Below are 22930 nucleotides of genomic sequence, written 5' to 3'. Positions count from 1 at the left end.
GATTCTCCGATTCAGGCGTAGAGGTCGATGCGACCGGCCTCGAGAGGCACGGGCTGGGCGGGGTCGTGCGGGCGGTCCGCGGGAGCAGCGGGTGCGTGACCGGAGCGCCCGCCGCGACCCGGGTCGTCGGGGGTGTGCTGCGGCGTTCCGTCGGACGCTCCGCCGTCCGAGGGCTGGCCGGCCGACCCGCCTGCTCCGCCCGTTGCGGCGTGCTGCGCCAGGGCCGGGAGCGACGACGACACCCGTGACGGATCGTCACCTGCGGTCAGGCTCACGGACGAGAAGGGCGCGAGCACGGCGAGATCGCGGCGCAGGTCACCGAGGACCGCCCGGATCGCATCGTGCGCCGCCGCCGTACCGGAGGCCAGCTCGACGGTGATCGACGACCCGGAGATGTGCGCCGTGACGGTGATCGGCCCGAGGCTCTCGGGCGAGACGCGCAGCACCATGGTGTGCCGGCCCGGCTCGGCCGCGACGAGGGAGAGGACGGGGCCGCGCAGCTGAGGCGCGAGGGCCGGCGCGGATTGCGCATGAGCGCCTTGCGTGGGCGTGGGCGCGGGCGTGGGCGCTTGCGCCGGCGCGGACTGAGCCGGGCCGGGCTGAGCGGGCGCGGGCTGCGAACCGGGCGTCGGCGTCACGGATGCCGCTGCGGACACCTCCGCGGATCCCGGCACGGGCTCCGGTGCGGTCCGCGCGGTCGGCGCGGCCACGGCGGGGATCGTGCTCGCTGCGTCCGGCGGTGACGCGCTCATCGCCGCGGGTGTCGCCCCGGCGGACGTCGTCTCTCGTGCTGGTGTTCTCTCGGGTGCCGTCGTCGGGGCTGCGTCGGTCGCCGTCGCCGTCGCCGTCGCGGCTGCTGTCTCCGTCGCGGCTGCCGTCGCTGCTGTCGCCGTCGCGGTTGACGTCTCCGCCGTCGCTGCCGTCTCCGGCGCTTTCGGCGCCTCTGCCGTCGCCCCTGCCGCTGGCGCGCCCGTCGTCCCTGCCAGCGCTCCTCCGGCCATCGGTGTCGCGCGATCGGCGCCGACCGGCACAGTCCCGGTCGACGTCAGCGTCTCGGTGCCGAGTTCTCTGCTCGTCATCCCCGCAAGCGGACCCGCATCATCCGAGATTCCGATGCCCGACATTCCGCCAGTGGGCCCGGCGCCCGTGCCCGCACCCATGACGGCGAGCAGCGCTGCCGCATCGCCCGTTGCCGCGTCCGCGTCGTCGTCGGGAGCTGCCGCCTCCGCCGCGTCTGACGAGTCGATGCCGAGCGCCCCGCCGAATGCCCCGCCGCCCGCTCCGACGCCGGCCCCGGCAGCTTCCACTCCGCCCACGGGCACCGCGACCGCGGCCTGCCCGGCGAGGACGAGCGCGAAGGCATCCGATGCCGTCGCGCCGTCGCCCCCCTCGTTCGAGGCTCCGCCGCCCCGCGGACGCACCGCAGCGCTCGTCGTTCCGAGTGCCAGGCCCCACAGACTCATGACGCCCCCTCGGTCCGGTCCGGCGCGTCCGGTGCGCCCGACGTCCCGCTCGCCGGGCGCAGCGCGATTTCGTCGAGAACGGCCTGCTCGGCGGCATCCCGTCTCGCGCGTTCCCGTTCGTGGAAGGCATCGGCCAGCCGCTCGATGCCTCGCTCGGCCCGGCGGGCGTCGTCGAGCCCCGCGCGAGCCGCGTCGACTTCCGCGCGCTGCGCTCGCCGGAGCGTGTCGAGGTCGGTCAGCAGGCTGCGCGCGGCCACACGGCTGGCGGCGAGGGCCGCGAGCGTGCGGATGTCGCCGGGCGTCTCGGCCGACGTCGTCAGGGCCGCGCGCAGCTGCCGATCGCGCGCCTCGGTGCGCTGCTCCTCCATCGCGGCGCGCGAGAGGTGCGCTGCCGCGGCACGCTGCTGGATGCCGCGGATGCGCAGCAGCCCGGCCAGGGGGAAGCCCCGCTTCATGAGACGTCCCCGAACGATGCGACGAGCTCCCCGAGGCGGCGCCACGACTCGGCTGCGGGGGAGCGGTCGTCGAGGTCCTGCCGGAGGAAGGCGTCGATCGCCCGAGCGGAGGCGACCGCGGCGTCGACCCGCGGGTTCGATCCCGCCTGGTAGGCGCCGACGCCGATGAGGTCCTGCGCCTCCTGGCGTGCCGCGAGCACGGCCCGCAGCGTCGTCGCGAGGCGTCGCTGATCACCGGTCGCGACCTTGCCCGCGAGCCGGGACACCGATCCGAGTACGTCGATCGCGGGGTGGTGCCCGGTGACGGCGAGCGTCCGGTCGAGCACGAGGTGTCCGTCGAGGATCGAGCGCGCGGTGTCGGCGACGGGCTCGTTGTGGTCGTCTCCCTCGACGAGCACCGTGTAAATGCCCGTGATCGAGCCGTGCCGGTCGGTGCCGGCGCGCTCGAGCAGCCGCGCGAGCACCGGGAAGGTCGAGGGCGGGTAGCCGCGGGTCGCGGGTGGTTCGCCGACGGCCAGTCCGATCTCGCGCTGCGCCATGGCAACGCGGGTCAGCGAGTCCATCATGAGCACGACGTGCTGACCGTCGTCGCGGAACGACTCGGCGATGCGCGTCGCGGTCGAGGCCGCCCGCAGGCGCGCCATGGCGGGCTGATCGGAAGTCGAGACGACGACGACCGAGCGTGCGAGCCCCTCCGGCCCGAGATCGTCCTCGAGGAACTCGCGCACCTCGCGGCCGCGCTCGCCGACGAGCGCGATGACGTTGGCCGAGGCCGACGACCCCCGCGCGATCATCGACAGCAGGGAGGACTTGCCGACGCCAGATCCGGCGAACAGCCCCACGCGCTGGCCGCGGCCGAGCGGCGTGAGGGTGTCGATCGCGCGCACGCCTGTGACGAGCGGCTCGGTGATGCGCTCGCGTCCCATCGCCGAGGGAGGCGCATGGTCGAGGTCGACGCGAGGCGCGACGAGAGGGCCGCGACCGTCGATGGGTCGGCCGAGCCCGTCGAGCACGCGCCCGAGCACGGCGGCGCCGACCGGCACGCGGGCGCGGCCGGAAAGAGCGCGGGCCGTGTCGCCGACGCGCAGTCCGTCGGTGACGCCGAGCGGCATGCAGCGCAGGATGCCGCGGTCCGCGGCGACGACTTCCGCGGGGATGCCGGCGGCCCCGCGATCGGTCGTCCCGCCGAGTTCGACCAGGTCGCCGACGGCCCCGTGCACGCCGCGGATGTCGACACCGAGCCCGACGATGCGCGAGACCGTGCCGGTCCGCAGCGGACGCGCCGCCTCGATGACCGCCGGCCAGCCCCCGCTCACGCGCTCTCCTCGAGAGCCCGGCGGGCCCGCGCGAACGCGGCGGCGATCCGCAGGTCGATCGCGCCATCGGCGAGACGGACCGTCGCGTCGCCGGGGGCGAGTCCCGGGTCGACCTCGACCTCGACCGATCGCGGCAGCGTGGCGGTCCCGCTCTCGGCGGCATTCGCGGCGCCGGTGAGGATCGCCGCGTCCGCGGGGGAGAGCCGGACCACGGGCGCCTCCGCAGCCTCGAGGTCCGAAACGGCGTTCCCCACGCGGGCCGCGGTCGTGAGCGCCGCGCGCACGGGGTCGGACAGCTCGCGCTCGACGATCGCCTGCGCCAGCTCGATCGCCATCGCGTGAAGCTCGGCGACGACGGGCGCCGTCAGTTCGGTCGCGCGCGCGTCGAACCGGGCGGACGCGCGCTCGAGCGCCGCGAGGGCGGCAGACACGCGCGCCCGGGCGGCTGCGTCCGCCTCCTGCTCCCGTTCGGCACGTTCCGCTGCCTCGCGTTCGGCGTGGGCCGCGGCCTGCCGCATCCCCTCGGCGTACCCGGCGGCGTGACCGCGGGCGCGGGCCCGATCGCGTTCCTCGGTGAGAGCCGGGCCCGACAGTCGGGGGATCTCGAGGCGGGTGAAGGCGTCAGACGACATACTCCTCCTCGACCCGTTGCACTCGGATGTCGCCGGCGGCCTCGAGCTCGCGGATCGTCCGGACGATCGCCGCGCGCGCCTCCTCGACCTGCGAGACGCGCACGGTGCCGAGCAGACGCGACTCCTCCTGCAGCGCCTCGCGGTTGCGCTCGGTCATATTGCGGAGGATCACGTCGGCCACCGGGCCCGACGAGCCCTTCAGTGCCAGAGCGAGCACGCGGACGTCGATGCCGCGCAGCACGCGCTGGGCGTCGCGATCGTCGAGCACGACGATGTCGGCGAAGGTGAACATGCGCGAGCGGATGTCTTCGGCCAGGGCGCTGTCGCGGGCCTCGATGCTCGCGAGCAGGGCCTTCTCGACGGTCGCATCCGACCGGTTGATGATGTCGACGAGGGGCTGCACGCCGCCGAGGGTCTCGCGGGCGTCGCGAGTGGTCAGCGCCCCCGAGCGAGCGCGCAGCGCCGTGGCGACGACGGCGACGGCATCCTGTGTCGCGGTTCCCATCGTCGCGATCGCCTGCGCGACATCGGTGCGGGCGGGGTCGGTGATCTCGGCCAGGACGGCCGCGGCACGCTCCACCGGCAGGTGCGCGATGACGAGCGCGACGGTCTGGGGCAGCTCGCCGTCGAGGATGCTCGCCACCTGGGCCGGCTCGACGGCGGTGAGGAACTCGAACGACGAGCTCGTCATCGACGACGACACCTTCGTCAGCACACCGGCGGCGCGCTCGGGGCCGAGCGAAGCCTCCAGCAGTCCCGTTGCGAGGTCTCGCCCGCCGCGGACGGGCGGCAGGTGTCCCCGCACGACCCGCTGGAAGTCGGTCAGGGCATCGCGCGTGGTCTCGAGGTCGAGGTCGCGCAGCCGGATGATCTCCGCCGCGATCGCCTCGGCCTCGTCGTCGGAGAGGTGCTTGAGGACTTCGACGGCCTGCGCCCGGTCGAGGTTCATGATGACGACGGCAGCCGTCTGGGTTCCGGTGAGCTCGCTCATGCGTCGGTCGAGTCCCGGACGAGCCGGCGCAGCAGGTCGGCGGTGCGGGCGGGGTCGCGGCGGGCGAAGTCGCCGATCTCGGCGCGACGGCGGTCGAGGGCGACCTGCACGGGCTCCGGGTCGGGCTCCGGCTCGGGATCGACCGACATCGCGGGCAGGGGGACCGTCGGCGCCTCGTCGAGGAGCGGGGTCGCGAGGCCCCGGGTGAGCGCGTCGAACCGGTCGAGCGGCTCGTCGACCGGCGTGAGCGTCATGACCGGCTCTTCCGCCGCGGCGGCGCGTCTGCGGCGGACGATCACGACGCCCGCGATCGTCGCTCCGATGAGCCCGAGCACCACCACGACGGCGATGATCGCGGTGCGGAGCGTCTCGGCGGCGCGCTCGGCCTCCTCCGCCTCGCGCGCGGCGTCGAGTGCCGCCTGGGCGGCCGCGGCGCCCTGATCGCTGAAGGCGACGAGCTCGACGGTCACCTGGTCGCCGCGGGCCCGGTCGATGCCGGCGGCCGAGGTCACGAGGGCCTCGAGCTGCGCGACGTCGACGACATCGGTGCCGTCGGCGTTGACCGCGACGGCGACGGTCTGCCGCGCGACGGCCCCCGCCGGCGTCGAGGTGCTCTCGACGGTCTTGTTGACGACGTTCGAGCGGTTGGTCTGGGTCGATTCGTAGGTGCCCGCACCGCCGACGCCAGCCGGAAGCTCGGTGCCCAGCACGCCGGTCTGTCCGCCGGTGCCCGTGTAGGTCTCGGTGCTCGACTCCTCGGTGGCCGGCAGGGCACCTTCGACCGGCGTGTAGGTCTCGTCGACGCGCTCGGTCGCGGCCTGCTGCATCTCGGCGGCGACCGACACGGTCGCATTGCCGGTGCCGAGCACGGTGTCGAGCATCTGCTGCACGCTGGCGGCCATGCGGGTCTCGTAGGCCCCCGCCTGCTGGTCGGCGTTGCGCGTGCCATCGCCGCCGATCGCCGAAAGGGTGCGCCCCGCGGCATCCACGACCGCGACGTTCTCGGGCTTCATCCCGCTGACGGCCGCCGAGGTGAGGTGCACGATCGCCTCGACCTGCTCGGGCGGCAGCGCGACTCCGCGGGAGGTCTCGATGAAGACGGATGCCGTGGGCTCGACCTTCTGCGAGACGAACACGCTCTCCTCGGGCAGCGCGAGCTGCACCGAGGCCGTCGTCACGTTCTCGAGGGCGCCGATCGTGCGGGCGAGCTCGCCCTCGATCGCGCGCTTGTAGGTGACCGACTGCTGGAACTCCGAGCTGGTCACGCCCATCTTGTCGAAGAGCGAGTACCCCGACGACTCGGCGCTGGGAAGTCCGGCCGCGGCCGCGGCGAGGCGCTGCTCGTACACCGCGGTCTCGGGCACGAGCACGGTCGAGCCGCCGTCGGTCAGCTCGTAGGGGATCGAGCCCGAGCGCAGCTGCTCGACCACGGCGCTGGCGTCCGAGGCCGACAGACCCGAGAACAGCGGGGTGAGGGTCGGACGCGACATCCAGCTCGCCAGGGCGAACACGCCCATCGCGAGCACCGCGATGCCGATGATCGCGATCGTGCGCTGAGCCAGGGTGAACCCGGCGATGGTCGTGCGCAGGCGCGTCCAGAGCGACGTGACGGCGGCGGGCATCAGGCCTGCATCCGCATGATGTCGTTGAACGCCTCGATGCCCTTGTTGCGCACGGCGGCGACGAGCTCGAGGGTCACCGACGCGCGCGACGACGCGATCATCGCGGAGTGGATGTCGTCGAGGTCACCGGTGACGGCCGCGACGGCCAGCTCGTTCGACGTCGACTGCATCGCGCGGAGCTCGTCGACGGCGCCGGTGATGCTCGCGCCGAACTCGGCGCCGTCGGTCTGCTGGGGCGGGCGGGTGCTCGACGTGAGGGCGGATGCGGCCGCGCCCAGGGCGTCGATGCCCGACAGCGGCGGCATCAGCGGCGTCCGATCTGCAGCGCGGCCTCGTAGGTGGTCTTCGCGCGGTCGACGACCGCCGCGTTGGCCTGGTAGCCGCGCTGCGCGAGGATCAGGTGGCTCATCTGCTCGCCGAGATCGATGTCGGGGTAGCGCACGTAGCCGTCGGCGTCGGCGAGCGGATTGTTGGGCTCGTGCACGAGCCGGCCCTCCGTGCCGCCCCAGACGGCGCCCGCGACGCGCACGCCGCCGGGATCGCCGGCCGACTCGACCGCGATGTAGCGCTGGCGGAACGCGTCGTCGCCGGGCGCGACGGCGGTGTTGATGTTGGCGATGTTGTCGCTGAGGGCGTCGAGCCAGGTGCGGTGGGCCGTCAGGCCCGACCCGGCGATGCCGATGGCGTCGAAGGTCATGAGGTCCTCATCGCGGTCTGGAGCGAGCTGAAGGTGCCGCCCACGGCCTGCGCTGCGAACTGGTACCGCAGCACCGCCTCGATGTTGGCGAGCGTCTCGGTGTCGAGGTTGACGTTGTTGCCGTTCAGTCGGGTGGGGGCGGTCGACTCGCGGACGGTCGCCGTCACGGCGCCGTCGCCGCGCTCGACCGAGCGAGCCAGAGCGCTCTCGAAGCTGACGACCTTGGCCCGGTAGCCGGAGGTGTTGACGTTCGCGATGTTGTCCGCGATGGCGCGCTGGCGCTCGGCGAGGCCCGAGAGGGCGCTCGTGAGCGCGGTGGTGGTCACAGATTCGAGCACGAAGGCGTCTTCCGTCGAACGATGTGGCCGATCCCTGGCCGATGGATGAGCGATCCGTGCTCAGCATCCCCTATCGGCCGCCGCAGCGACGCCGTTAGACGGGCATCCGGCGATCCGCGCGCCCGGTCAGCCGTCGACGTCGAGGTAGACGGCGTCCGGCTGTGACTGCGGGATGCGATCGAGCGCGTCGAGGTGTCCGCGCAGGGCGTCCTGTTCGGCGTGCAACGCCCGCGCGCGATCGGCCTGCGCGCGCAGGATCGCCCGGGCCCGGTCTTCGAGGTGCGCCGGGATCGGGCCGAGATTCGCGGGCGCGTGCCACGGCTGAGCCGGGGAGGTGTCTGCAGCGAGCTCCGCCTCGAGCCCGTCGAGCAGGTCGGACCAGGTCACGCGGGCGCCGCTTCCGCCGCGCCGTGCCACGCCTCGCGCAGGGGGGCGATGAGATCGCGGCATTCGCGGGTGCGCTCGGGATCGCGCCCGATGTTCGCCCCGATGAGCGTGCGGGTGATGTAGTCGTAGACGGCCCGGAGCGCCGCCGATCCGCTCCAGCTGTCGTCGAGCGAGCCGGTCAGCTCGACGAGGATCCGCTGCGCGTGCTGCAGCTGCTCGTTGGCCGTCTGCCAGTCCCCCGACCGCTGCGCCGCCTCTCCGCGTTCGACGTCGAGGAGCAGCCGGTCGAACAGGAGCGTGACGAGGCGCGACGGGCTCGCCGAGAGGATCGTCTCTTCGCGATAGCGCTGCTGCGCGCGGAGGGCGGCGTTCACTTCTTCGCCGTTCCCGACAGGGCCGACAGCTGCGACTCGAGGTACGACGACTGGGTCTGCAGCCGCGAGAGCATCGTCTCCATTGCGGCGTACGTGCGTTCGAGGGTCTCTCGGCGCTGCTCGAGCCGCAGGTCCCAGCGCGCCAGCTGCTCGCCGAGCATCTTCACCTCGGACTCCTGCCCCGTGATGCGGGCCGTGAGCAGGCCCTCGTACTTGTCGGAGTAGCGCTCGGCGACATCCTGGACCCGCGCCGCGACCCCCGCGAAGACCTGCTGCACGCCGGCGGGGTCGTCGGCGAGGGCTTTCGCGAACGCCTCCTGGTCGAAGGTCAGCGCGCCCCACCGGTCGACGCTCAGGCCCATCGTCGAGGGGGCGACCCCGTCGAGCGGCAGCTGCACGGCGCCGGTGAGCGCCTGGTGGAGCGCGCGCACGGTGCTGTCGCCCGTGAACACGCCGAGGGTCGTCTGCTGGCCCGGGTTCGTGGCGGCCGTGGCGGTGGACCCGCGGGCGATGCCCGCCAGCAGCGTGCCGATCTGGGTGACGAACGCCTTCGCGGCGGCCGCGCTGCCATCGGCGTCCGCGGCCACGGTGACTGAGACCGGCGTGGCCGCCGCCCGGGTCACCGTCACGTCGACGCCGGCGAACAGGGACGTGAAGGTGCTGCTCGCCGAGGTCACGGTCTGCTCGGCGGCGGTTCCCGCCCACAGACGCACCTGCGCATCCGCGCCCACCGTCACGATCGCCGATCCGGGTTCCGTGGCGAGGTCGCTCGCCGTGCCTGCCGCGACCGCTGCCGCGTCGCCGCGGAACACCTGGAACGCGTTCTCGGCGCCCGTCTCGGTCGCGGTGATCTGCAGGCGCCACAGGGCCTGACCGTCCGCATCGACGCCCGCCGACACCGCCGACGCGGTGATGCCGGTGCCGGTCGCGCTCAGCGCGTGCGCGATGTCGGCTGCGGCGCCCGAGGTCGGTCGGACCTCGACGGGCTCGCCGTCGGCGCCGAGCACCGTGAAGACGAGCGGATCGTCCGTTGCCGAGCCGAAGGCCCCCGTGACGACGCTGTGGGCGGTGGCGACACGGTCGACGACGACGTCGGCGCGCAGGACCGGGGCCCCCGCGGATGCCGTCACCGTGAGGCTGTCGTCGGAGCTCGTCGCCGTCCGTTGCAGGAGCGCCGTCGGGCCGGCGGCATCCTTCGCCTTCGTCGCCAACGACTGCAGCGACGCGTTGAGCGCCTGCAGCTGGGCGATGACGGCTTTGCGGTCGTCGGACTTGGCGCTGAGGATCGTCCGCGGCAGGCGCTCGACGTTCATGAGCGCGTCGATGATCGCCTTGGTGTCGAGTTTCGAGGCGAGGCCGTCGATCGAGATCGCCATGTGCCCGTCCTGTCGTTCGTCGGTGCGGCCGCGTGCGCGCCGTCCGTTCGCTCTATCGACCGTGCGGGCGGGATCGTTAGCCGGCGCGACGCGTCAGAGCGCGACGGATGCCGCCGGCGCCACGCCGCGGCCGCTGCGGGGCACCATCGCGGTGATGCGGGCGAAGTACGCCTCGCGCGTCTCGACCGAGACCCGTGAGATGGGTTCGGCCTGCTCCTCGGCCGCGAACCGCTCCAGGGCGTCGCGGAGCAGCCGGATGGCTTCGGCACGCTGCTGCGAGACGGCGGAGTGCGAGACGCCCAGCTCGGCCGCGATCTCCTTGACGGGGCGCTCGTCGATGTAGACAGCCTGGACGATGGCCCTCATGCGGTCGGGGAGAGCCGCCACGGCGCGCTCGAGCACGTCGCGCCGTTCGCGGAGCACGGCGGCCTCGTCGGGCAGGACCATCGGGCTCGGCACCTCGAGCGCCGTCGCGTCGTCGATGCTCGTCACCGTGCGCGCCGCGTCGTCGAGGGCTTCGACGACCGCCGCACGCGGCAGGCCCATCGTGGCCGCGATCTCGTCGACACCGGCGACACGGCCGAGGCGAGCGGTCAGGGTGTCGCGGACGGCCGTGGTCTCCTTGATGCGCTTGCGGATGCCGCGCGAGGCCCAGTCCATCGATCGCATCTCATCGGCGAACGCGCCGAGGATGCGGCGCCGTGCGTACGCGCCGAAGGGAACACCGAGGGCGGGGTCGAACGCGTCGGCGGCCGTCACGAGGGCGAGGGCGCCGACCGACGCCAGCTCATCCAGCGGCACGTGCGTGGCCCGCGAGTGCAGATCCCGCGCCAGATAGCCCACGAGGGGCAGGTTCTCTTCGATGAGTCGATTGCGTTCCGCGTGACCGAGGATGTGCAAGGGGGGCCTCTTTCGTGGCGTGCACCCGCTTCCGCGGCCCGAATTCGCGGAAGCCGTCACGCCGGCTGAGGCCATCATAAGCAAAATGAGAAACATCTCATACGGAATCCTGAGCAGATGTAACGGGATCGACTCATCGGCCGATAGACGAGGATGATCGCTTCAGAACGGTTCGTCGGAAGAGCGAGTCGTTCGATGCGGTCCATGGGGGGCTGCTCAGGTAAGGGGGACACCTTGGGAGCTAATGAACTGTCGATGCAGCTGTGGCGCGAACGCGAGCTGCTCGAGATGCTGATCTTCAAACTCGAGGAGCAGCGCCTGCTGCTCGAGGCCGGGAACACGCGCTGGATCCATCTCGCGTCGCGCGAGATCGAGCGCGTCCTGGAGGAGCTGCGCGAGTCGGGCCTCGGCCGCGACGTCGAGGTGGCCGCCGTCGCGCGCGAGTGGGGCGTGCCCGAAGCCGCCACGCTGTCGGAGCTGCTCGATTCGGCCCCGACCGGCACGTGGCGGGATGTCTTCGCCGAGCACCGCGCCGCGCTCACCGAACGCATGGCCGAGGTCTCGCAGCTGAAAGAGGCGAACGAGACGCACCTGCGCGCAGCCAGTCGCGCAGTGGACGAGACGCTCGCCGGACTCGAGTCCGGCACGGGCGAGTACACCACGGGCGGTGGGCGAGTCCGCGAGGACACCGCGCGCATCGTCGACCGGGAGATGTGAGGACGCAGATGTCGACATTCAGCGGGTTGGGGACGGCCGCGAGTGCGCTCGCCGCGGCGCGGCGCGGCATGGACCTCGCGGGACAGAACGTCGCCAACCAGCTGACGCCCGGATACACGCGGCAGCGGCTGGAGACGTCCGCGGTCGCGCCGCCGGCGGGCGCGACGCGCTTCGGACCGGTCGCCGGCCAGGGCGTCTCCGTCGACGGGATCGCGCGGCTGGGCGATGCGGTGCTCGATGCGCGGGTCCGCGACACCCTCGCGGCATCCGGCTACTGGTCCGCCCGTGCACAGGCCGCGGTGCGCGCCGAGGCCTCGCTCGCCGAGCCGGGCAAGAACGGCCTCGCCGACCAGCTCTCGCAGCTGTGGACCGCATGGCAGGACCTGTCGAACGCTCCCGACTCCACGGCGGCTGCCGCCGCCGTCGTGACCCGGGGTGAGACCCTCGTCGCACGGATCGCCGACGGATACCGCTCCGTCGCCGAGCAGTGGTCGTCGGCGCGCGACGCCGCCGAGCTGACGGTCGATCAGATCAACGCCGCCGCGGCCGAGATCGCCGAGCTCAACGCCGGGATCCGCGAGGTCGGCGTCGCGGGCGGCTCCGCGAACGAGCTCATCGACCGGCGGAACCTGCTCGCGCAGACCGTCTCGCGGCTCTCGGGCGCCGTCGGCACGGTGGAGTCCGACGGCACCCTCACCCTGAGGGTCGACGGGAACGCCCTCGTCTCGGGCACGCGAGCCCGCGAGCTCGAGGTCATCGGTCCCCGCTCCATCGGCGCGGATGAGCCGGTCGTGCTCGCCTGGCGCGAGCCCGGTGCTCCGCCCGTCGGGGTCTCCAGCGGTGAGCTGGCCGGCACCCTGTCGGTGCTCGCCCCCGCCGAGTCCGGCGGAGTGCTGGCGGGGCTCGCGGCGTCGTACAACGACCTCGCGGCATCCCTCGCCACGACGGTGAACGCGCAGCACCGGCTCGGGTCGACCGCGTCGGGCGCCGCGGGAGGAGACTTCTTCGCCGTCGCGGCGGACACGCCCGCTGCGCTCGCGCTCAGCGTCGTACCCCGCGGCCGCGACGACTTGGCGATCGCCGCTCCCGGTGCGGGCGCTCTCGACGGCGGGAACGCCGACGCCCTGTCGGGCATCGGGAAGCGGTCTGACGGACCCGACGCGCTGTGGAGCGATGTCGTCTCGCGTCTCGCGGTCGCCACCGCCGCCGAATCGGGACGGGCCGCGCGCGCCGAGACGACGGCGGTCGCCGCGGCGGCCGCGCAGCAGTCGGTCGCCGGCGTCGACAACGACGAGGAGACCATGAGTCTGCTGACGTACCAGACCGCCTACCAGGCAGCGGCGCGTGTGCTCACCGCCGTCGACGAAGCCCTCGACATCCTCATCAACCGCACCGGCCTCGTCGGCCGCTGACATCCGGAGCGCCATGATCAGCCGAGTCACATCGCAGACGCTCGCGCAGTCCGCCCTGCGGAACCTGCAGTCGGGCCTGAACGACCTGTCCCGCCTCCAGAACCAGGCGACCTCGCAGCGGGCGTTCGCCGCCCCGTCCGACGACCCCGCCGCCGCGTCGGCCGCTCTCGACCTCCACGCGGCCCAGCACCGGAACGCCCAGTACGCGCGCAACATCGGCGACGGCCTCACTTGGGTGACGACCGTCGACAACGCCATCTCGGCCTCGACGTCACTGCTCGGGCGTGCGCGCGACCTCACCCTGCGCGGCGCGAACTCGGGGGCACTCGACGCCAACGCGCGCGAGGCGATCGCGCTCGAGCTCGAGACCATCGCCGATGAGCTCTTCGCCCAGGCGAACACGACGCTGCTCGGACGCTCCGTCTTCGCCGGCACCACCGAGGGCAGCGCCTTCGCAGCCGACTTCACGTTCGCGGGCGTGCCGGGCAGCGAGGTGCGCCGACGCGTCGCCGACGGCGAGACGGTGCGCGTCGACGCGAGCGGCGCGGAGGTGTTCGGCTCGGGCGAGGACTCGGTCTTCGCCCTGATCGGATCGATCGTCGCCGATCTGCGCGGCGGAGCCGACATGCGCGGCCGCATCGACCAGATCGACGACCGCATGAACGCGATGCTGGGGGTGCAGGGCACGGTGGGGGCGAGGCAGAATCAGATCATGCGAGCCAAAGACGCGGCGGCCGACGCGACGGTGTCCCTCGAGGCGCAGCGCGCGGCGGTCGAGGACATCGACACCGTCGAGGTGCTCGTCGCCCTGAAGTCGCAGGAGCTCGTCTACCAGTCAGCCCTCGCGGTCACCGCGCGGGTGATGCAGCCGACGCTGATGGACTTCCTCCGATGACCGCGCTCCAGTTCGTGACGCCGCCCCCCGGGCTGTCGCCGCACACGTCGTTCTCCCTCGACGAGGTCGACAGCGCCGGAGGCCTCTACGCGCTGACGGCCGCCGACGACCCGGGGGTGCGGCTGTTCGCCGTCGATCCGGGGGCCGTCATCGACGACTACGCGCCGACGCTCTCCGACGCGAACGTCGCCGACCTGGGACTGTCCGAGCCGGCGGATGCCCGGGTGCTCGTGGTGGCGCGGATGACGGACGAGGGCATCGGCGTGAATCTCCTCGCCCCCGTCGTGATCAACCGGCGCACCGGCGTCGCGGCGCAGGTCATCCTCGAGGGGCAGGACCTGCCCGTCCGTGCCCTGTTGGCCTGACCCCGGCCCGGCCCGTCTCAGGCCGCGGCGCGCGCCGCGGCCGTCCGCGGAAGCGATGACCCCGACCCGGCGGCATCCGCATCGATCGCCGCGAGGTAGCGCGGCTTGTGTCCCGTGCGGATCCCGGTCGCGCTCGGCTTGTTCTCGTAGACGCCCGCCGCCCAGTTGCCCTCGACGAGCACGGGGCCGGTCGGGGAGACCGCGATGTCCCAGCCGACGTAGCGCACCTGCGGCACGACGCGCGCGAGTCGGTCGACGAAATCGAGCACCTCGTCGAACATCGGCAGGCGGAAGTCGGCGATGCGGATGCCGCTGTCGGGATGTGTCGGGTACACGCGGTCGTTCGAGTCGTAGCCGTCTCCCGTGGCGCGGCCGGTCTCGTCGAGCATTGCGTAGAAGCCGCCGAAGGCGTTCTGGTCGCTCACCGCGCCGCGGCCGAACTTCTGGGCCATCGCGAGCACGTGCGTCCGCTCGCCGTCGAAGTAGGTCGTCACGCGCGTCGTGTTGACGGTGCCGCGGCAGAGGGCCGCGAGCTCGTCGTGCTGGCGGATGACCTCTTCGACGAGTGTCTCGCCCCGCTCCAGCAGTCCGCGGTGGAACCGCGTCCAGTCGGTGACGTCGTGGGCGACGTAGCGATGCACGCCGAGGCCTGCGCGTCCCATCGGCTCCTTCGTGACGATCGTGCCGTGCCGCAGTGCGAAGGCGCGCACGTCGTCGGCGTTGTCGGCAGTCACGACCAGCCACTCGCGCTGCAGGTGCGGGGCGAAGGTGTCGTTGAAGGCGATCTTGTCGTGGAAGAGGTGCCGGTAGGCCGGATCGTCGAACCGCACTGCGAGGCGGTGCGAGACGGGGCTCGTCATGTAGGTCGCGCGCTCAGCACGGGTGAGCATGGCGAAGTCGTAGTCGATGTAGTCCTGGAACCCGACGCCCCGCGCCCCGGCCTGCCAGAGCATGTCGACGACGACGCCGAGCGTGCTGCGGCCGTGCCGCTGTCCGGCCCGCCGCGCGCGGGCGACGAGGCTGCTCGGGTTGACGCGTCGAGCCCGCTCCCACAGGAAGGGGAGACCGGGCGTCAGGGTTCGGGGGGATGTCATCGGGTTCCTCGTGTGGTTCTCAGGCGCGTTCCCGCGGTGCGCCCGCGACGGCGATGGGTCCTGCGTCGGGCGGCGCAGGACCCACCGTCGCGAGGCTTACCGGAGCAGCTGGAGCACGCCCTGGTTGGCCTGGTTCGCCTGCGCGAGCATGGCGGTGCCCGCCTGCGACAGGATGTTCGCCGCGGTGTACTTGACCATCTCGGCCGCCATGTCGGTGTCGCGGATGCGGCTGTTGGCCGCCGACAGGTTCTCCGCCGACACGTTCAGGCTGTTGATGGCCGACTCGAAGCGGTTCTGCGACGCACCGAGGCTCGACCGGGCGGTCGAGATCGCGTTGATCGCCGCGTCGATGTCGTCGACGGTGCCGCGCGCGGCCTCGTTGTCGGTGATCACGAAGCCTTCGCCGACGGCGGTGCCGTCAGCAGAGGCGAGCGTGCCGACCGCGGTCGAGACGTTCGCCAGGTTGATCGTGATCGCGTCGTTGTCCGTGCCGCCGGCGCCGACCTGGAACGTCAGGTCGCCGCCCTTGAGCAGGTTGATGCCGTTGAAGTTGGTCGACTCGGCGATGCGACGCAGCTCGAGGCTGAGCTCACCGGCCTCCTTGGTGATGGCGGCGCGCGAGTTGTCGTTGTTCGAGCCGTTGCCGCCCTGGACAGCCAGGTCGCGCATGCGCTGGAGGATCGAGTGGACCTCCGTCAGGGCGCCTTCCGCGGTCTGGATGACCGAGATGCCGTCCTGAGCGTTGCGCGCGGCCACGTTGAGCCCGTTGACCTGAGACTTCAGGCCCTCCGAGATCGCGAGGCCGGCGGCGTCGTCCGCGGCGCGGTTGATGCGCAGACCGCTCGAGAGCTTCTCGAGCGACTTCGACACATCGTTCTGCGTGTTGGACAGGTTGCGGTAGGCGTTGAGCGCGCCCACGTTGGTGGCGATCTGCATTCCCATGGTTCATTCCTCCGTGATTGGGATGAGCGGGAGCCCGTCCTGGGCTCCCGGAGTCCGTCCGTGGACTCCTGGATGCCTCTATCGACCGCTCATCGTCATCGGTTAGGCGGGTACGCTGACCCGGTGAGCCTGCTCGATATCCGTGGTGTTGCGCTGCGGCGTTCGGGCCGCGAGCTGTGGAGCGGTCTCGACCTCACCGTCGAGCCGGGCGAGCTCATCGCGGTCCTCGGTCCGAGCGGTTCGGGCAAGACGACGCTGCTGCGCGCGATCCTCGGTCTCGAGCGTCTGAGCGAGGGGTCGATCACGGCGCTCGGCCGGCCCGTCAAGCACAAGGGCAACCGATCGATCGGCTACCTGCCGCAGGCGCGGCCCCTGCCGCGCGACACCGCGCTGCGCGCCCGCGACCTCGTCGCCCTCGGCGTCGACGGTCACCGCTTCGGTCTGCCGCTCCCGCGGAAGCGCGACCGCGAGCGCGTCGATCGCCTGCTCGACGGCGTCGGAGCGGCGTCCTTCGCCGATCGCCCGGTGGGGGTGCTGTCGGGCGGCGAGCAGCAGCGCCTGCGCGTCGGCCAGGCTCTCGCCGACGACCCGCAGCTCCTGCTGTGCGACGAGCCGCTGACGAGCCTCGACCTGGCGAACCAGCAGGCCGTCGTCGGGCTCATCGACCAGCATCGGCGCTCGGGCGCCGGCGTGCTGCTCGTTACCCACGACATCAACCCGGTGCTCGGCAAGGTCGACCGCATCCTCTACATCGCGAACGGCCGCTTCACGCTCGGCACCCCGAAGGAGGTGCTGACCTCGCCCGTGCTCACCGACCTGTACGGCGCGCCGGTCTTCGTGCTGCGGGCGGGCGACCGGCTGGTCGTCGTCGGGGCCCCTGACGCCGACGCGTCGCACCACCACCACGACCACGGAGACCACGCATGAACTGGGCCGACGTCTGGGACGCGATGTTCGGCGGCCTCCCCGTCTACGGCGACATCCTCGCGCTCGTGCAGAACTCGGTGTGGGCCGGAGCCGTCCTCGGGCTCGTCGGCGGGCTCATCGGGGTCTTCGTGCTGCAGCGCGACATGGCCTTCGCCGTCCACGGCATCAGCGAGCTCTCTTTCGCGGGAGCCGCCGCCGCGCTCCTCATCGGCGTCGATGTGGTGACGGGATCGATCGTCGGGTCGATGATCGCCGCCGCCCTCATCGGGTGGCTCGGGTCGCGCGCCCGCGATCGCAACTCGATCATCGGCGTGCTCATGCCGTTCGGTCTGGGGCTCGGCATCCTGTTCCTCTCGCTCTACGACGGCCGCAGCGCCAACCGGTTCAGTCTGCTGACCGGACAGATCGTGTCGGTGCAGTCCGGTCAGCTGGGGTGGCTCATCGGCATCGGCGCGTTCGTGCTCATCGCCCTGCTGCTGATCTGGCGTCCGCTGCGCTTCGACTCGCTCGACCCGCAGTCGGCCGCGGCGCGCGGTGTTCCGACGGTCGCCGTCTCGCTCGGGTTCATGCTGCTGCTCGGCCTCATCGTCGCCGTCGCGGTTCACATCATCGGCGCACTCCTCGTGATGGCGCTGCTCGTCACGCCCGCCGCCGCGGCCGTGCGGGTCGCGACGGGGTCCCTCGCCGTTCCGCTGCTTGCCGCCCTGTTCGGCGTCGTCTCCGCCGTCGGCGGCATCCTGCTGGCGGTCGCGGGAACGCTGCCGGTCAGCCCCTACATCACGACCATCTCGTTCACGATCTACGTGGTGTGCCGCATCGTCGGCGCGCGCCGCGGGCGGGTGCTGCGCACCCAGCCGACCCTGAGGCGCGCCGAGTAGACTCGCCGCCATGGCTCAGCGGAACACCTGGCAGCGCGAGCGCGTGCGCACGGCGCTGTCCGACGCCCGCGGGTTCGTCTCGGCCCAGGATCTCCACGCGTCGCTGCGCGACGACAACACCGGCATCGGGTTGGCGACGGTCTACCGTGCCCTCGCGACCCTGGCCGCCTCGGGTGAGGCCGATCAGCTCCAGAGCCCCGACGGCGAGGCCATCTACCGCGCCTGCTCGAGCGACGGTCACCACCACCACCTCATCTGCCGGTCCTGCGGTCTGACCGTCGAGATCCAGGCGACGGATGTCGAGGAGTGGGCGCACCGCACCGCCGCCGCCAACGGTTTCACGCAGGCCGAGCACATCGTCGACATCTTCGGCGTCTGCGCCGCGTGCTCCGCGGCCCGAGCCGATGAGAAGCGTGGCGGGGCCTAAGACCGCACGGCTCGCGCCCTCTCCCGCGACGCGTTCCGCCGTCGCGCTCGGGATCGGTGCGGCCGTCGTCGTCGCCCTCGTCGCCCTGGCCGCGCTCACCCCCGGGCCCGCGCTGCCCACGCGTGCGCAAGACGGGGTCACCCTCGGGCTCAGCGTGCTCATCGAGTCGCTGCCGTTCGTCCTGCTCGGTGTCGCGCTGTCGATCATCGTGCAGGTGTGGGTGCCGCCGGGAGTCATCGAGCGCTGGATGCCGCGCCGGGCGTGGGCTCGCCGCGCCGTGCTCTCGCTGCTGGGAATGCTCATCCCCGTCTGCGAGTGCGGCAACCTGCCGTTCGCGCGCGGCCTCATGATCCGCGGTTTCTCGGTGCCCGAGACGATGACCTTCCTCATCGCGGCGCCGATCGTGAACCCCATCGTCATCATCACGACCCACCAGGCGTTCGGATTCGACGACGGCATCCTCATCGCCCGGCTTCTCGGCGGGTACGCCGTCGCGAACCTCATCGGGTGGCTGTACTCGCGGCATCCCGATCCCGACGGCCTGCTGACCGATCGGTTCCTCGCGGCCTGCGAGCTCGCGGCTGAGGACCCGGGCGGGAAGGGCCGCCGGAGCCTCGCCCAGTTCGTGGTCGAACTGCGGGCCGTGATGCCGGCGCTGATCCTCGGCTCGGCGATCGCGGGCGCCGTCCAGGTGCTGGTGCCGCGCGACACGCTGCTCGCGATCGGGTCGAACCCGGCCCTGTCGATCCTCGCGATGATCCTGCTCGCGATGATCGTGTCGATCTGCTCGAACGTCGACTCGTTCTTCGCCCTGTCGTTCGCCTCGACCTTCACGCCCGGCTCGATCGTGGCGTTCCTCCTCGTCGGCCCGCTCGTCGACGTGAAGATGCTCGCGCTGATGCGCACGACGTTCCGCTCGCGGGTGCTCGTCGCGCTCGTCGTGATCGTCGTCCTCTTCGCGATCGCCGTCGGAGGGATGGTGAACCTCCTTGCCTAAGTCATCGGCCCTACTGACCCGGCTCTTCGGCGTCGGGCTCGCCGCCGCGCTCGCCGCGATCACCGTCGCTCTCGCCGCCACGGGCCGTATCGGGCTCTACATCAACCCCGAGTCGGCCTGGTTCGCCGTCGGCATGTCGGTGCTCGGCCTCATCGGAGCCGTCGTGAGCTTCGCGCTGCCGCTCGGCGCCGAGGCCGATCACGGGCACGACCACGGCGAGCTGCACGGGCACGGACGCGAGCACTCGCACGAATACGAGCACTCGCACGAGCACGAACACATGCCGGCGGATGCGGTGCCGACCTCCCGTCGCGCCGCCCGCGCCGCGTCGCTCGCCGATGCCGCTGCTCTCGCCGGTGACACCAGCGCGCCCGGCGCCGCGGTCGCACCGGTGCGTCCGCGCCCCGACTGGCGCCTCGTGCTGGGGTCCGCGGCTGCGGGAACCGGTGGGCTGCTCGCGACCGGCATCGTCGCGGTCGTCCTCGTGACGCCGCCGGCGACCCTGTCGGCCGAGCTCGCGATATCGCGCGACACCGGGACGCCGCCGCTGTTCCAGGGCGCCGACACGGTCGCGCTCGCAACGACCGGTGACACCTCGTCGTTCGGCGTCGGCGAGTGGGCGAGCGTCTTCGCGACGGCGACGAATCCGGAGGCCTTCGAAGGCGACGAGATCAGCCTGACGGGCTTCGTGACTCCGTCGAGCGCGGGAGGCTTCGGGCTGACGCGGCTCGTGATCACCCACTGCGTCATCGACGCGCAGCCCGCCAGCATCCCCGTCGGCGAGACAGCCGACATCCCCGCGACGGGGGAGTGGGTCACCGTCACCGGCGTGATCCGCGACCGGGACGGCGCGCTCGTCGTCGAGGCCACGGGCGTGCAGTCCGTCGGCGAGCCCGAGGACCCCTATGAGTACTGATCGACGGGCCGGGGCCTCGCGCCGGGCGCGCACGCAGGAGCGCCGATCGCGGCGCTTCGTCGTCGCGATGGCTGCGGTGATCGGCGCGCTCGCGCTCGTCGGCGGAGCGAGCGGCGTGCTGACGACCGTTCAGGGGCCGCGGGCGACGGCGACGAGCGTCGACCCCCGGGCCGGGATCGAATCGGCGGGGTCGCGGCTGATCGTCACGACGACTCAGTCGCTCGAGGAGATCGATCCGGCGCAGGTGCACATCGAGCCGGCCGCGGACTTCACCGTCGACACATCGGGGCGGCAGATCGGCATCCGATTCACCCTGCCGCTGCGGGACGAGACCGACTACACCGTGCGGATCGACGGCGTGCAGGGCCTCGGCGGAGGGCCGGCGGCGACGATCGAGGAGTCGTTCTCGACGCCGGCGCTCGAGACCTACATCCTGCAGCGCGGCGGCGACGAAGACACCATCTTCCGCACCGGGATCGACGGTGAGAACGCGGTGCCGGTGTTCGCGGATCCGCACATCGAGGACTTCCGCGCCACGTCGACGCATCTCGCGATCGTGACCGCCGATGACGAGGGCGTCTCGACGCTGATCGTCACGGACCGCGACGGCGAGGGCGCGCGCGAGCTCGGCCTGCCGGGTCGCGGGTTCGTGACCAACCTGCAGACCGCCGACCGCGGCGACCTCATCGGTTACACCTACACCGACGCGGGCATCGGGTCGGCGGGCGGTCTCGAGAGCGCCCTGTTCACCGCGTCTCTCGCCGACGGCAGCGCCGACGATGAGCCCACGCAGCTGCAGTTCGCCGGCGGTGACGCGCGCGTCGACGACTGGCGCTTCGTGCCGGGGACGGATGCCGTGCTCCTGCTCGGATTCGACGGGGCCCTGACGCTCGTTTCAGCTGCCGGAGGCGAGCCTGTCTCGCTCGGCAATGCGATCACGATCGACGGCATCGCCCGCGGTTCGACGGAAGCCATCGTGCAGCGGGCGACCGGCCTCGTCGCGATCGATCTCGCGACGGCGGAGGAGCGGCCGTTGAGCGCCGCGGATGCGGCAGCCGGCGAGACCCAGTCGGTCACGGCGTTGCCCGGCAACGCGGATGAGACGCTGCGCGTGCTCTCGCGGCTCGACGGGTTCACGGTGCTGTCGACGACGGCTGCCGTCGTCGGAGCCGACGGTGCGACCCGCGACGTGTTCACGGTCGCGCCGGATGACCTGCTGCTGCACACGTGCGTGTCGCCGAGCAGCCGGTACGCCGCGTTCCTCATCGCGCCCGATGCGGTCTCGAACTCGTATGACGCGTATGCGCTACCGCTGCCTGAACGCGTGCAGACGCACATCGTCGACCTCGGCACCGGGGAGGAGGTGTCGGCGCTCACCGGTTTCGACATCTCGTGGTGCCAGAGCGCGCCGCGGCCGTGAGCGCCGGGTTCCATCCCGCGACCCGTGAGGAGCTCGCAGCGCTGCCCGTGCAGGTCGCGCCGCGCCTGCTCGGCGGGCTGCTCGAGGTCGCGGTCGACGGTGCGCGCGTCGTCGCGCGGCTGACGGAGGTCGAGGCGTATCACGGTCGCGATACGGGAGACCTGCCCGACCCCGGGTCGCACGCGCGCATGGGTCAAACCGCGCGCAACGCCACGATGTGGGGCGAACCCGGCCACCTGTACGTCTATCTCAGTCACGGCATCCATTCGTGCGTCAACGTCGTCTGCGGGCCGGCCGGGGTTGCCGGCGGTGTGCTGCTGCGCGCCGCGGAGATCGTGGAGGGCGCGGATGTCGCCCAGCTGCGGCGGGCTGCGGCCCGGACCCACCGGGATCTGGCTCGGGGGCCCGGGAGGCTCGGCGAGGCGGTCGGTCTGCGGCATCCTGCGCACGACGGCATCGACGCTGTTTCCGGGCTCGAGCGCGCCGGCGCAGTCGCCCGGCTGCTGCTTCGGGACGAGCCGGAGCGCGACGTTCTGACGGGCCCGCGCGTCGGGGTGGCCGGTGTCGCGGGAACGGAGGCGTTCCCGTGGCGATTCTGGATCGCCGGTGACCCGACGGTCTCGCCGTTCCGCTGGGGGCGCGGTGCCGCCGAAGCAGCCGCAGAGGCCGGTTCGTCCGCCCGCTGATCGCCGCGCTCTCGTGGCCCTCGTGGCGCTTGCGGCGCTCGTGGCGCGCTCGCGATTGATCGCGGACCACTGACGACCGCAGACGTAAGGGCAACGTGGGAACGCGGCTCGCGGTCGAGGCGTGACCTCGAGGGGTGCGTCGCTGCAGCACGGGGTGAGGGGCGCACCCCGTCAGAACGGCGGCGCAGATCCCGGAGGCGTATCGAGGCGACCCGGTGATCGCGGTGGTGGGGAGGGCGCGCCGGGCGGTTGTTGATCGTCCCGTCCATCGGGTGGACTCGCGGCGGTGAAGGCGACCGTGAAGGCGACGAGGGGTGGTGGTGCGTCTTCGCGGTAGATCCGCCCGGTCGGTGAGGTCCAGATCAGCCTTCCGCCCGGGAGTTGTCGGACATGCCATCGGGTGTGGTGTTTGACGTCGTGATGGCGTTTGCAGAGGTTGGCGAGGTTGCACACGTGCGTCGCGCCGGCGTCGGATGCGGCGATGGTGTGGTCGAGTTCGCAGCGGATGGCGGGTTGTCGGCATCCGGGGAACCGGCAGTGCCGGTCCCGTGCCCGCAGCAGCCGCACCATCGCCGCCGTGGGCCGGTAGCTGTCGCATTCGAGCACGGTTCCCGTGACCGGGTGGGTAAGCAACCGATCCCACGAGGTGGCGTTGCCCGCGAGTTCGCGTGCGGTGTTCGCGTCGATGGGGGAGCGCCCCGCG

The 22930-nt window shown here is 72.4% G+C and carries 27 protein-coding genes; 11 read left to right on the top strand and 16 right to left on the bottom strand.

The window, feature by feature from the left end; translation table 11 throughout:
* Nucleotides 1–11: 11 nt before the first annotated feature.
* The 13 genes from DO944_RS04735 to DO944_RS04670 form a co-directional block, all read right to left on the bottom strand.
* On the bottom strand, nt 12–1463 hold the full coding sequence (locus DO944_RS04735; RefSeq protein ID WP_146752008.1) for a flagellar hook-length control protein FliK: 1452 nt from the start codon (nt 1461–1463) through the stop codon (nt 12–14).
* Complete coding sequence (locus DO944_RS04725; RefSeq protein WP_112615221.1) at nt 1460–1918, bottom strand: hypothetical protein; 459 nt, start codon at nt 1916–1918, stop codon at nt 1460–1462. The genes DO944_RS04735 and DO944_RS04725 overlap by 4 nt, the downstream gene beginning before the upstream one ends.
* A complete protein-coding gene (locus tag DO944_RS04720) occupies nt 1915–3234 on the bottom strand; it encodes a FliI/YscN family ATPase (protein ID WP_112615219.1) in 1320 nt (439 codons plus the stop codon). Before DO944_RS04720 ends, DO944_RS04725 begins: the two co-directional genes overlap by 4 nt.
* A complete protein-coding gene (locus DO944_RS04715; RefSeq protein ID WP_112615217.1) occupies nt 3231–3866 on the bottom strand; it encodes a FliH/SctL family protein in 636 nt (211 codons plus the stop codon). The genes DO944_RS04720 and DO944_RS04715 overlap by 4 nt, the downstream gene beginning before the upstream one ends.
* Complete coding sequence (gene fliG, locus DO944_RS04710; RefSeq protein ID WP_112615215.1) at nt 3856–4857, bottom strand: flagellar motor switch protein FliG; 1002 nt, start codon at nt 4855–4857, stop codon at nt 3856–3858. The genes DO944_RS04715 and fliG overlap by 11 nt, the downstream gene beginning before the upstream one ends.
* Nucleotides 4854–6479, bottom strand: a complete 1626-nt coding sequence (gene fliF, locus DO944_RS04705; protein WP_112615213.1) for a flagellar basal-body MS-ring/collar protein FliF — start codon at nt 6477–6479, stop codon at nt 4854–4856. The genes fliG and fliF overlap by 4 nt, the downstream gene beginning before the upstream one ends.
* Complete coding sequence (fliE, locus tag DO944_RS04700; protein WP_112615211.1) at nt 6479–6784, bottom strand: flagellar hook-basal body complex protein FliE; 306 nt, start codon at nt 6782–6784, stop codon at nt 6479–6481. The genes fliF and fliE overlap by 1 nt, the downstream gene beginning before the upstream one ends.
* The gene (locus tag DO944_RS04695; RefSeq protein ID WP_023953675.1) at nt 6784–7176 is read right to left on the bottom strand and encodes a flagellar basal body rod protein FlgC; all 393 of its coding nucleotides are present in this window, start codon (nt 7174–7176) and stop codon (nt 6784–6786) included. Before DO944_RS04695 ends, fliE begins: the two co-directional genes overlap by 1 nt.
* Nucleotides 7173–7514, bottom strand: coding sequence for a flagellar basal body protein (locus DO944_RS04690; RefSeq protein ID WP_023953676.1), 342 nt, complete (start codon nt 7512–7514; stop codon nt 7173–7175). Before DO944_RS04690 ends, DO944_RS04695 begins: the two co-directional genes overlap by 4 nt.
* Nucleotides 7515–7640: 126 nt before the next feature.
* Nucleotides 7641–7901, bottom strand: coding sequence for a hypothetical protein (locus DO944_RS04685; RefSeq protein WP_146752007.1), 261 nt, complete (start codon nt 7899–7901; stop codon nt 7641–7643).
* Nucleotides 7898–8275 (bottom strand): flagellar export chaperone FliS, encoded by a 378-nt coding sequence (gene fliS / locus DO944_RS04680; protein ID WP_112615207.1) that lies wholly within the window; start codon nt 8273–8275, stop codon nt 7898–7900. Before fliS ends, DO944_RS04685 begins: the two co-directional genes overlap by 4 nt.
* Nucleotides 8272–9651, bottom strand: coding sequence for a flagellar filament capping protein FliD (fliD, locus tag DO944_RS04675; protein WP_112615205.1), 1380 nt, complete (start codon nt 9649–9651; stop codon nt 8272–8274). The genes fliS and fliD overlap by 4 nt, the downstream gene beginning before the upstream one ends.
* Nucleotides 9652–9744: 93 nt before the next feature.
* Complete coding sequence (locus DO944_RS04670) at nt 9745–10545, bottom strand: sigma-70 family RNA polymerase sigma factor (protein WP_112616898.1); 801 nt, start codon at nt 10543–10545, stop codon at nt 9745–9747.
* 240 nt (nt 10546–10785) lie between these two features.
* On the opposite strand from DO944_RS04670, the gene flgN reads away from it, so the two are divergent.
* The 4 genes from flgN to DO944_RS04650 are packed head-to-tail and all read left to right on the top strand — an operon-like array spanning nt 10786 to nt 13940.
* Nucleotides 10786–11268, top strand: coding sequence for a flagellar export chaperone FlgN (gene flgN / locus DO944_RS04665; RefSeq protein WP_036304750.1), 483 nt, complete (start codon nt 10786–10788; stop codon nt 11266–11268).
* Between the two features lie 8 nt (nt 11269–11276).
* A complete protein-coding gene (gene flgK, locus DO944_RS04660; protein ID WP_112615203.1) occupies nt 11277–12680 on the top strand; it encodes a flagellar hook-associated protein FlgK in 1404 nt (467 codons plus the stop codon).
* Between the two features lie 13 nt (nt 12681–12693).
* Nucleotides 12694–13575, top strand: coding sequence for a flagellin (locus DO944_RS04655; protein WP_112615201.1), 882 nt, complete (start codon nt 12694–12696; stop codon nt 13573–13575).
* The gene (locus DO944_RS04650; RefSeq protein WP_112615199.1) at nt 13572–13940 is read left to right on the top strand and encodes a flagellar assembly protein FliW; all 369 of its coding nucleotides are present in this window, start codon (nt 13572–13574) and stop codon (nt 13938–13940) included. Before DO944_RS04655 ends, DO944_RS04650 begins: the two co-directional genes overlap by 4 nt.
* A 17-nt stretch (nt 13941–13957) precedes the next feature.
* Here the strand turns inward: DO944_RS04650 and DO944_RS04645 are convergent, their stop codons facing one another.
* Together DO944_RS04645 and DO944_RS04640 are read right to left on the bottom strand one after the other, a co-directional pair.
* Nucleotides 13958–15034 carry a sugar-transfer associated ATP-grasp domain-containing protein gene (locus DO944_RS04645; RefSeq protein WP_112615197.1) on the bottom strand — a complete coding sequence of 359 codons (1077 nt, stop codon included), beginning with the start codon at nt 15032–15034 and terminating at the stop codon, nt 13958–13960.
* A gap of 96 nt (nt 15035–15130) precedes the next feature.
* Nucleotides 15131–15976, bottom strand: a complete 846-nt coding sequence (locus DO944_RS04640) for a flagellin (protein ID WP_309300096.1) — start codon at nt 15974–15976, stop codon at nt 15131–15133.
* A 72-nt stretch (nt 15977–16048) separates the two neighbouring features.
* On the opposite strand from DO944_RS04640, the gene DO944_RS04635 reads away from it, so the two are divergent.
* From DO944_RS04635 to DO944_RS04605, 7 genes are read left to right on the top strand one after another with little or no spacing between them, the layout of a single operon-like run.
* Nucleotides 16049–16903, top strand: a complete 855-nt coding sequence (locus DO944_RS04635; protein WP_112616896.1) for a metal ABC transporter ATP-binding protein — start codon at nt 16049–16051, stop codon at nt 16901–16903.
* Nucleotides 16900–17781, top strand: coding sequence for a metal ABC transporter permease (locus DO944_RS04630; RefSeq protein WP_112615193.1), 882 nt, complete (start codon nt 16900–16902; stop codon nt 17779–17781). The genes DO944_RS04635 and DO944_RS04630 overlap by 4 nt, the downstream gene beginning before the upstream one ends.
* Before the next feature lie 10 nt (nt 17782–17791).
* On the top strand, nt 17792–18208 hold the full coding sequence (locus DO944_RS04625; protein WP_112615191.1) for a Fur family transcriptional regulator: 417 nt from the start codon (nt 17792–17794) through the stop codon (nt 18206–18208).
* Complete coding sequence (locus DO944_RS04620; RefSeq protein WP_112615189.1) at nt 18186–19205, top strand: permease; 1020 nt, start codon at nt 18186–18188, stop codon at nt 19203–19205. Before DO944_RS04625 ends, DO944_RS04620 begins: the two co-directional genes overlap by 23 nt.
* A complete protein-coding gene (locus tag DO944_RS04615) occupies nt 19198–20121 on the top strand; it encodes a DUF1980 domain-containing protein (protein ID WP_112615187.1) in 924 nt (307 codons plus the stop codon). The genes DO944_RS04620 and DO944_RS04615 overlap by 8 nt, the downstream gene beginning before the upstream one ends.
* A complete protein-coding gene (locus DO944_RS04610; RefSeq protein ID WP_112615185.1) occupies nt 20111–21541 on the top strand; it encodes a hypothetical protein in 1431 nt (476 codons plus the stop codon). Before DO944_RS04615 ends, DO944_RS04610 begins: the two co-directional genes overlap by 11 nt.
* Nucleotides 21517–22227, top strand: a complete 711-nt coding sequence (locus DO944_RS04605) for a DNA-3-methyladenine glycosylase (RefSeq protein WP_258524572.1) — start codon at nt 21517–21519, stop codon at nt 22225–22227. The genes DO944_RS04610 and DO944_RS04605 overlap by 25 nt, the downstream gene beginning before the upstream one ends.
* 171 nt (nt 22228–22398) lie before the next feature.
* On the opposite strand, the gene DO944_RS15625 is transcribed toward DO944_RS04605, so the two are convergent.
* A partial coding sequence (locus tag DO944_RS15625) for an HNH endonuclease signature motif containing protein (protein WP_181574147.1) occupies nt 22399–22930 on the bottom strand: 532 nt, incomplete at its 5' end.

The sequence above is a fragment of the Microbacterium sp. SMR1 genome (genome assembly GCF_003289625.1).
Classification (GTDB): domain Bacteria; phylum Actinomycetota; class Actinomycetes; order Actinomycetales; family Microbacteriaceae; genus Microbacterium; species Microbacterium plantarum.
Note: the sequence above shows the minus strand (reverse complement) of the source record. Positions and strands in the feature narration are given on the sequence as shown.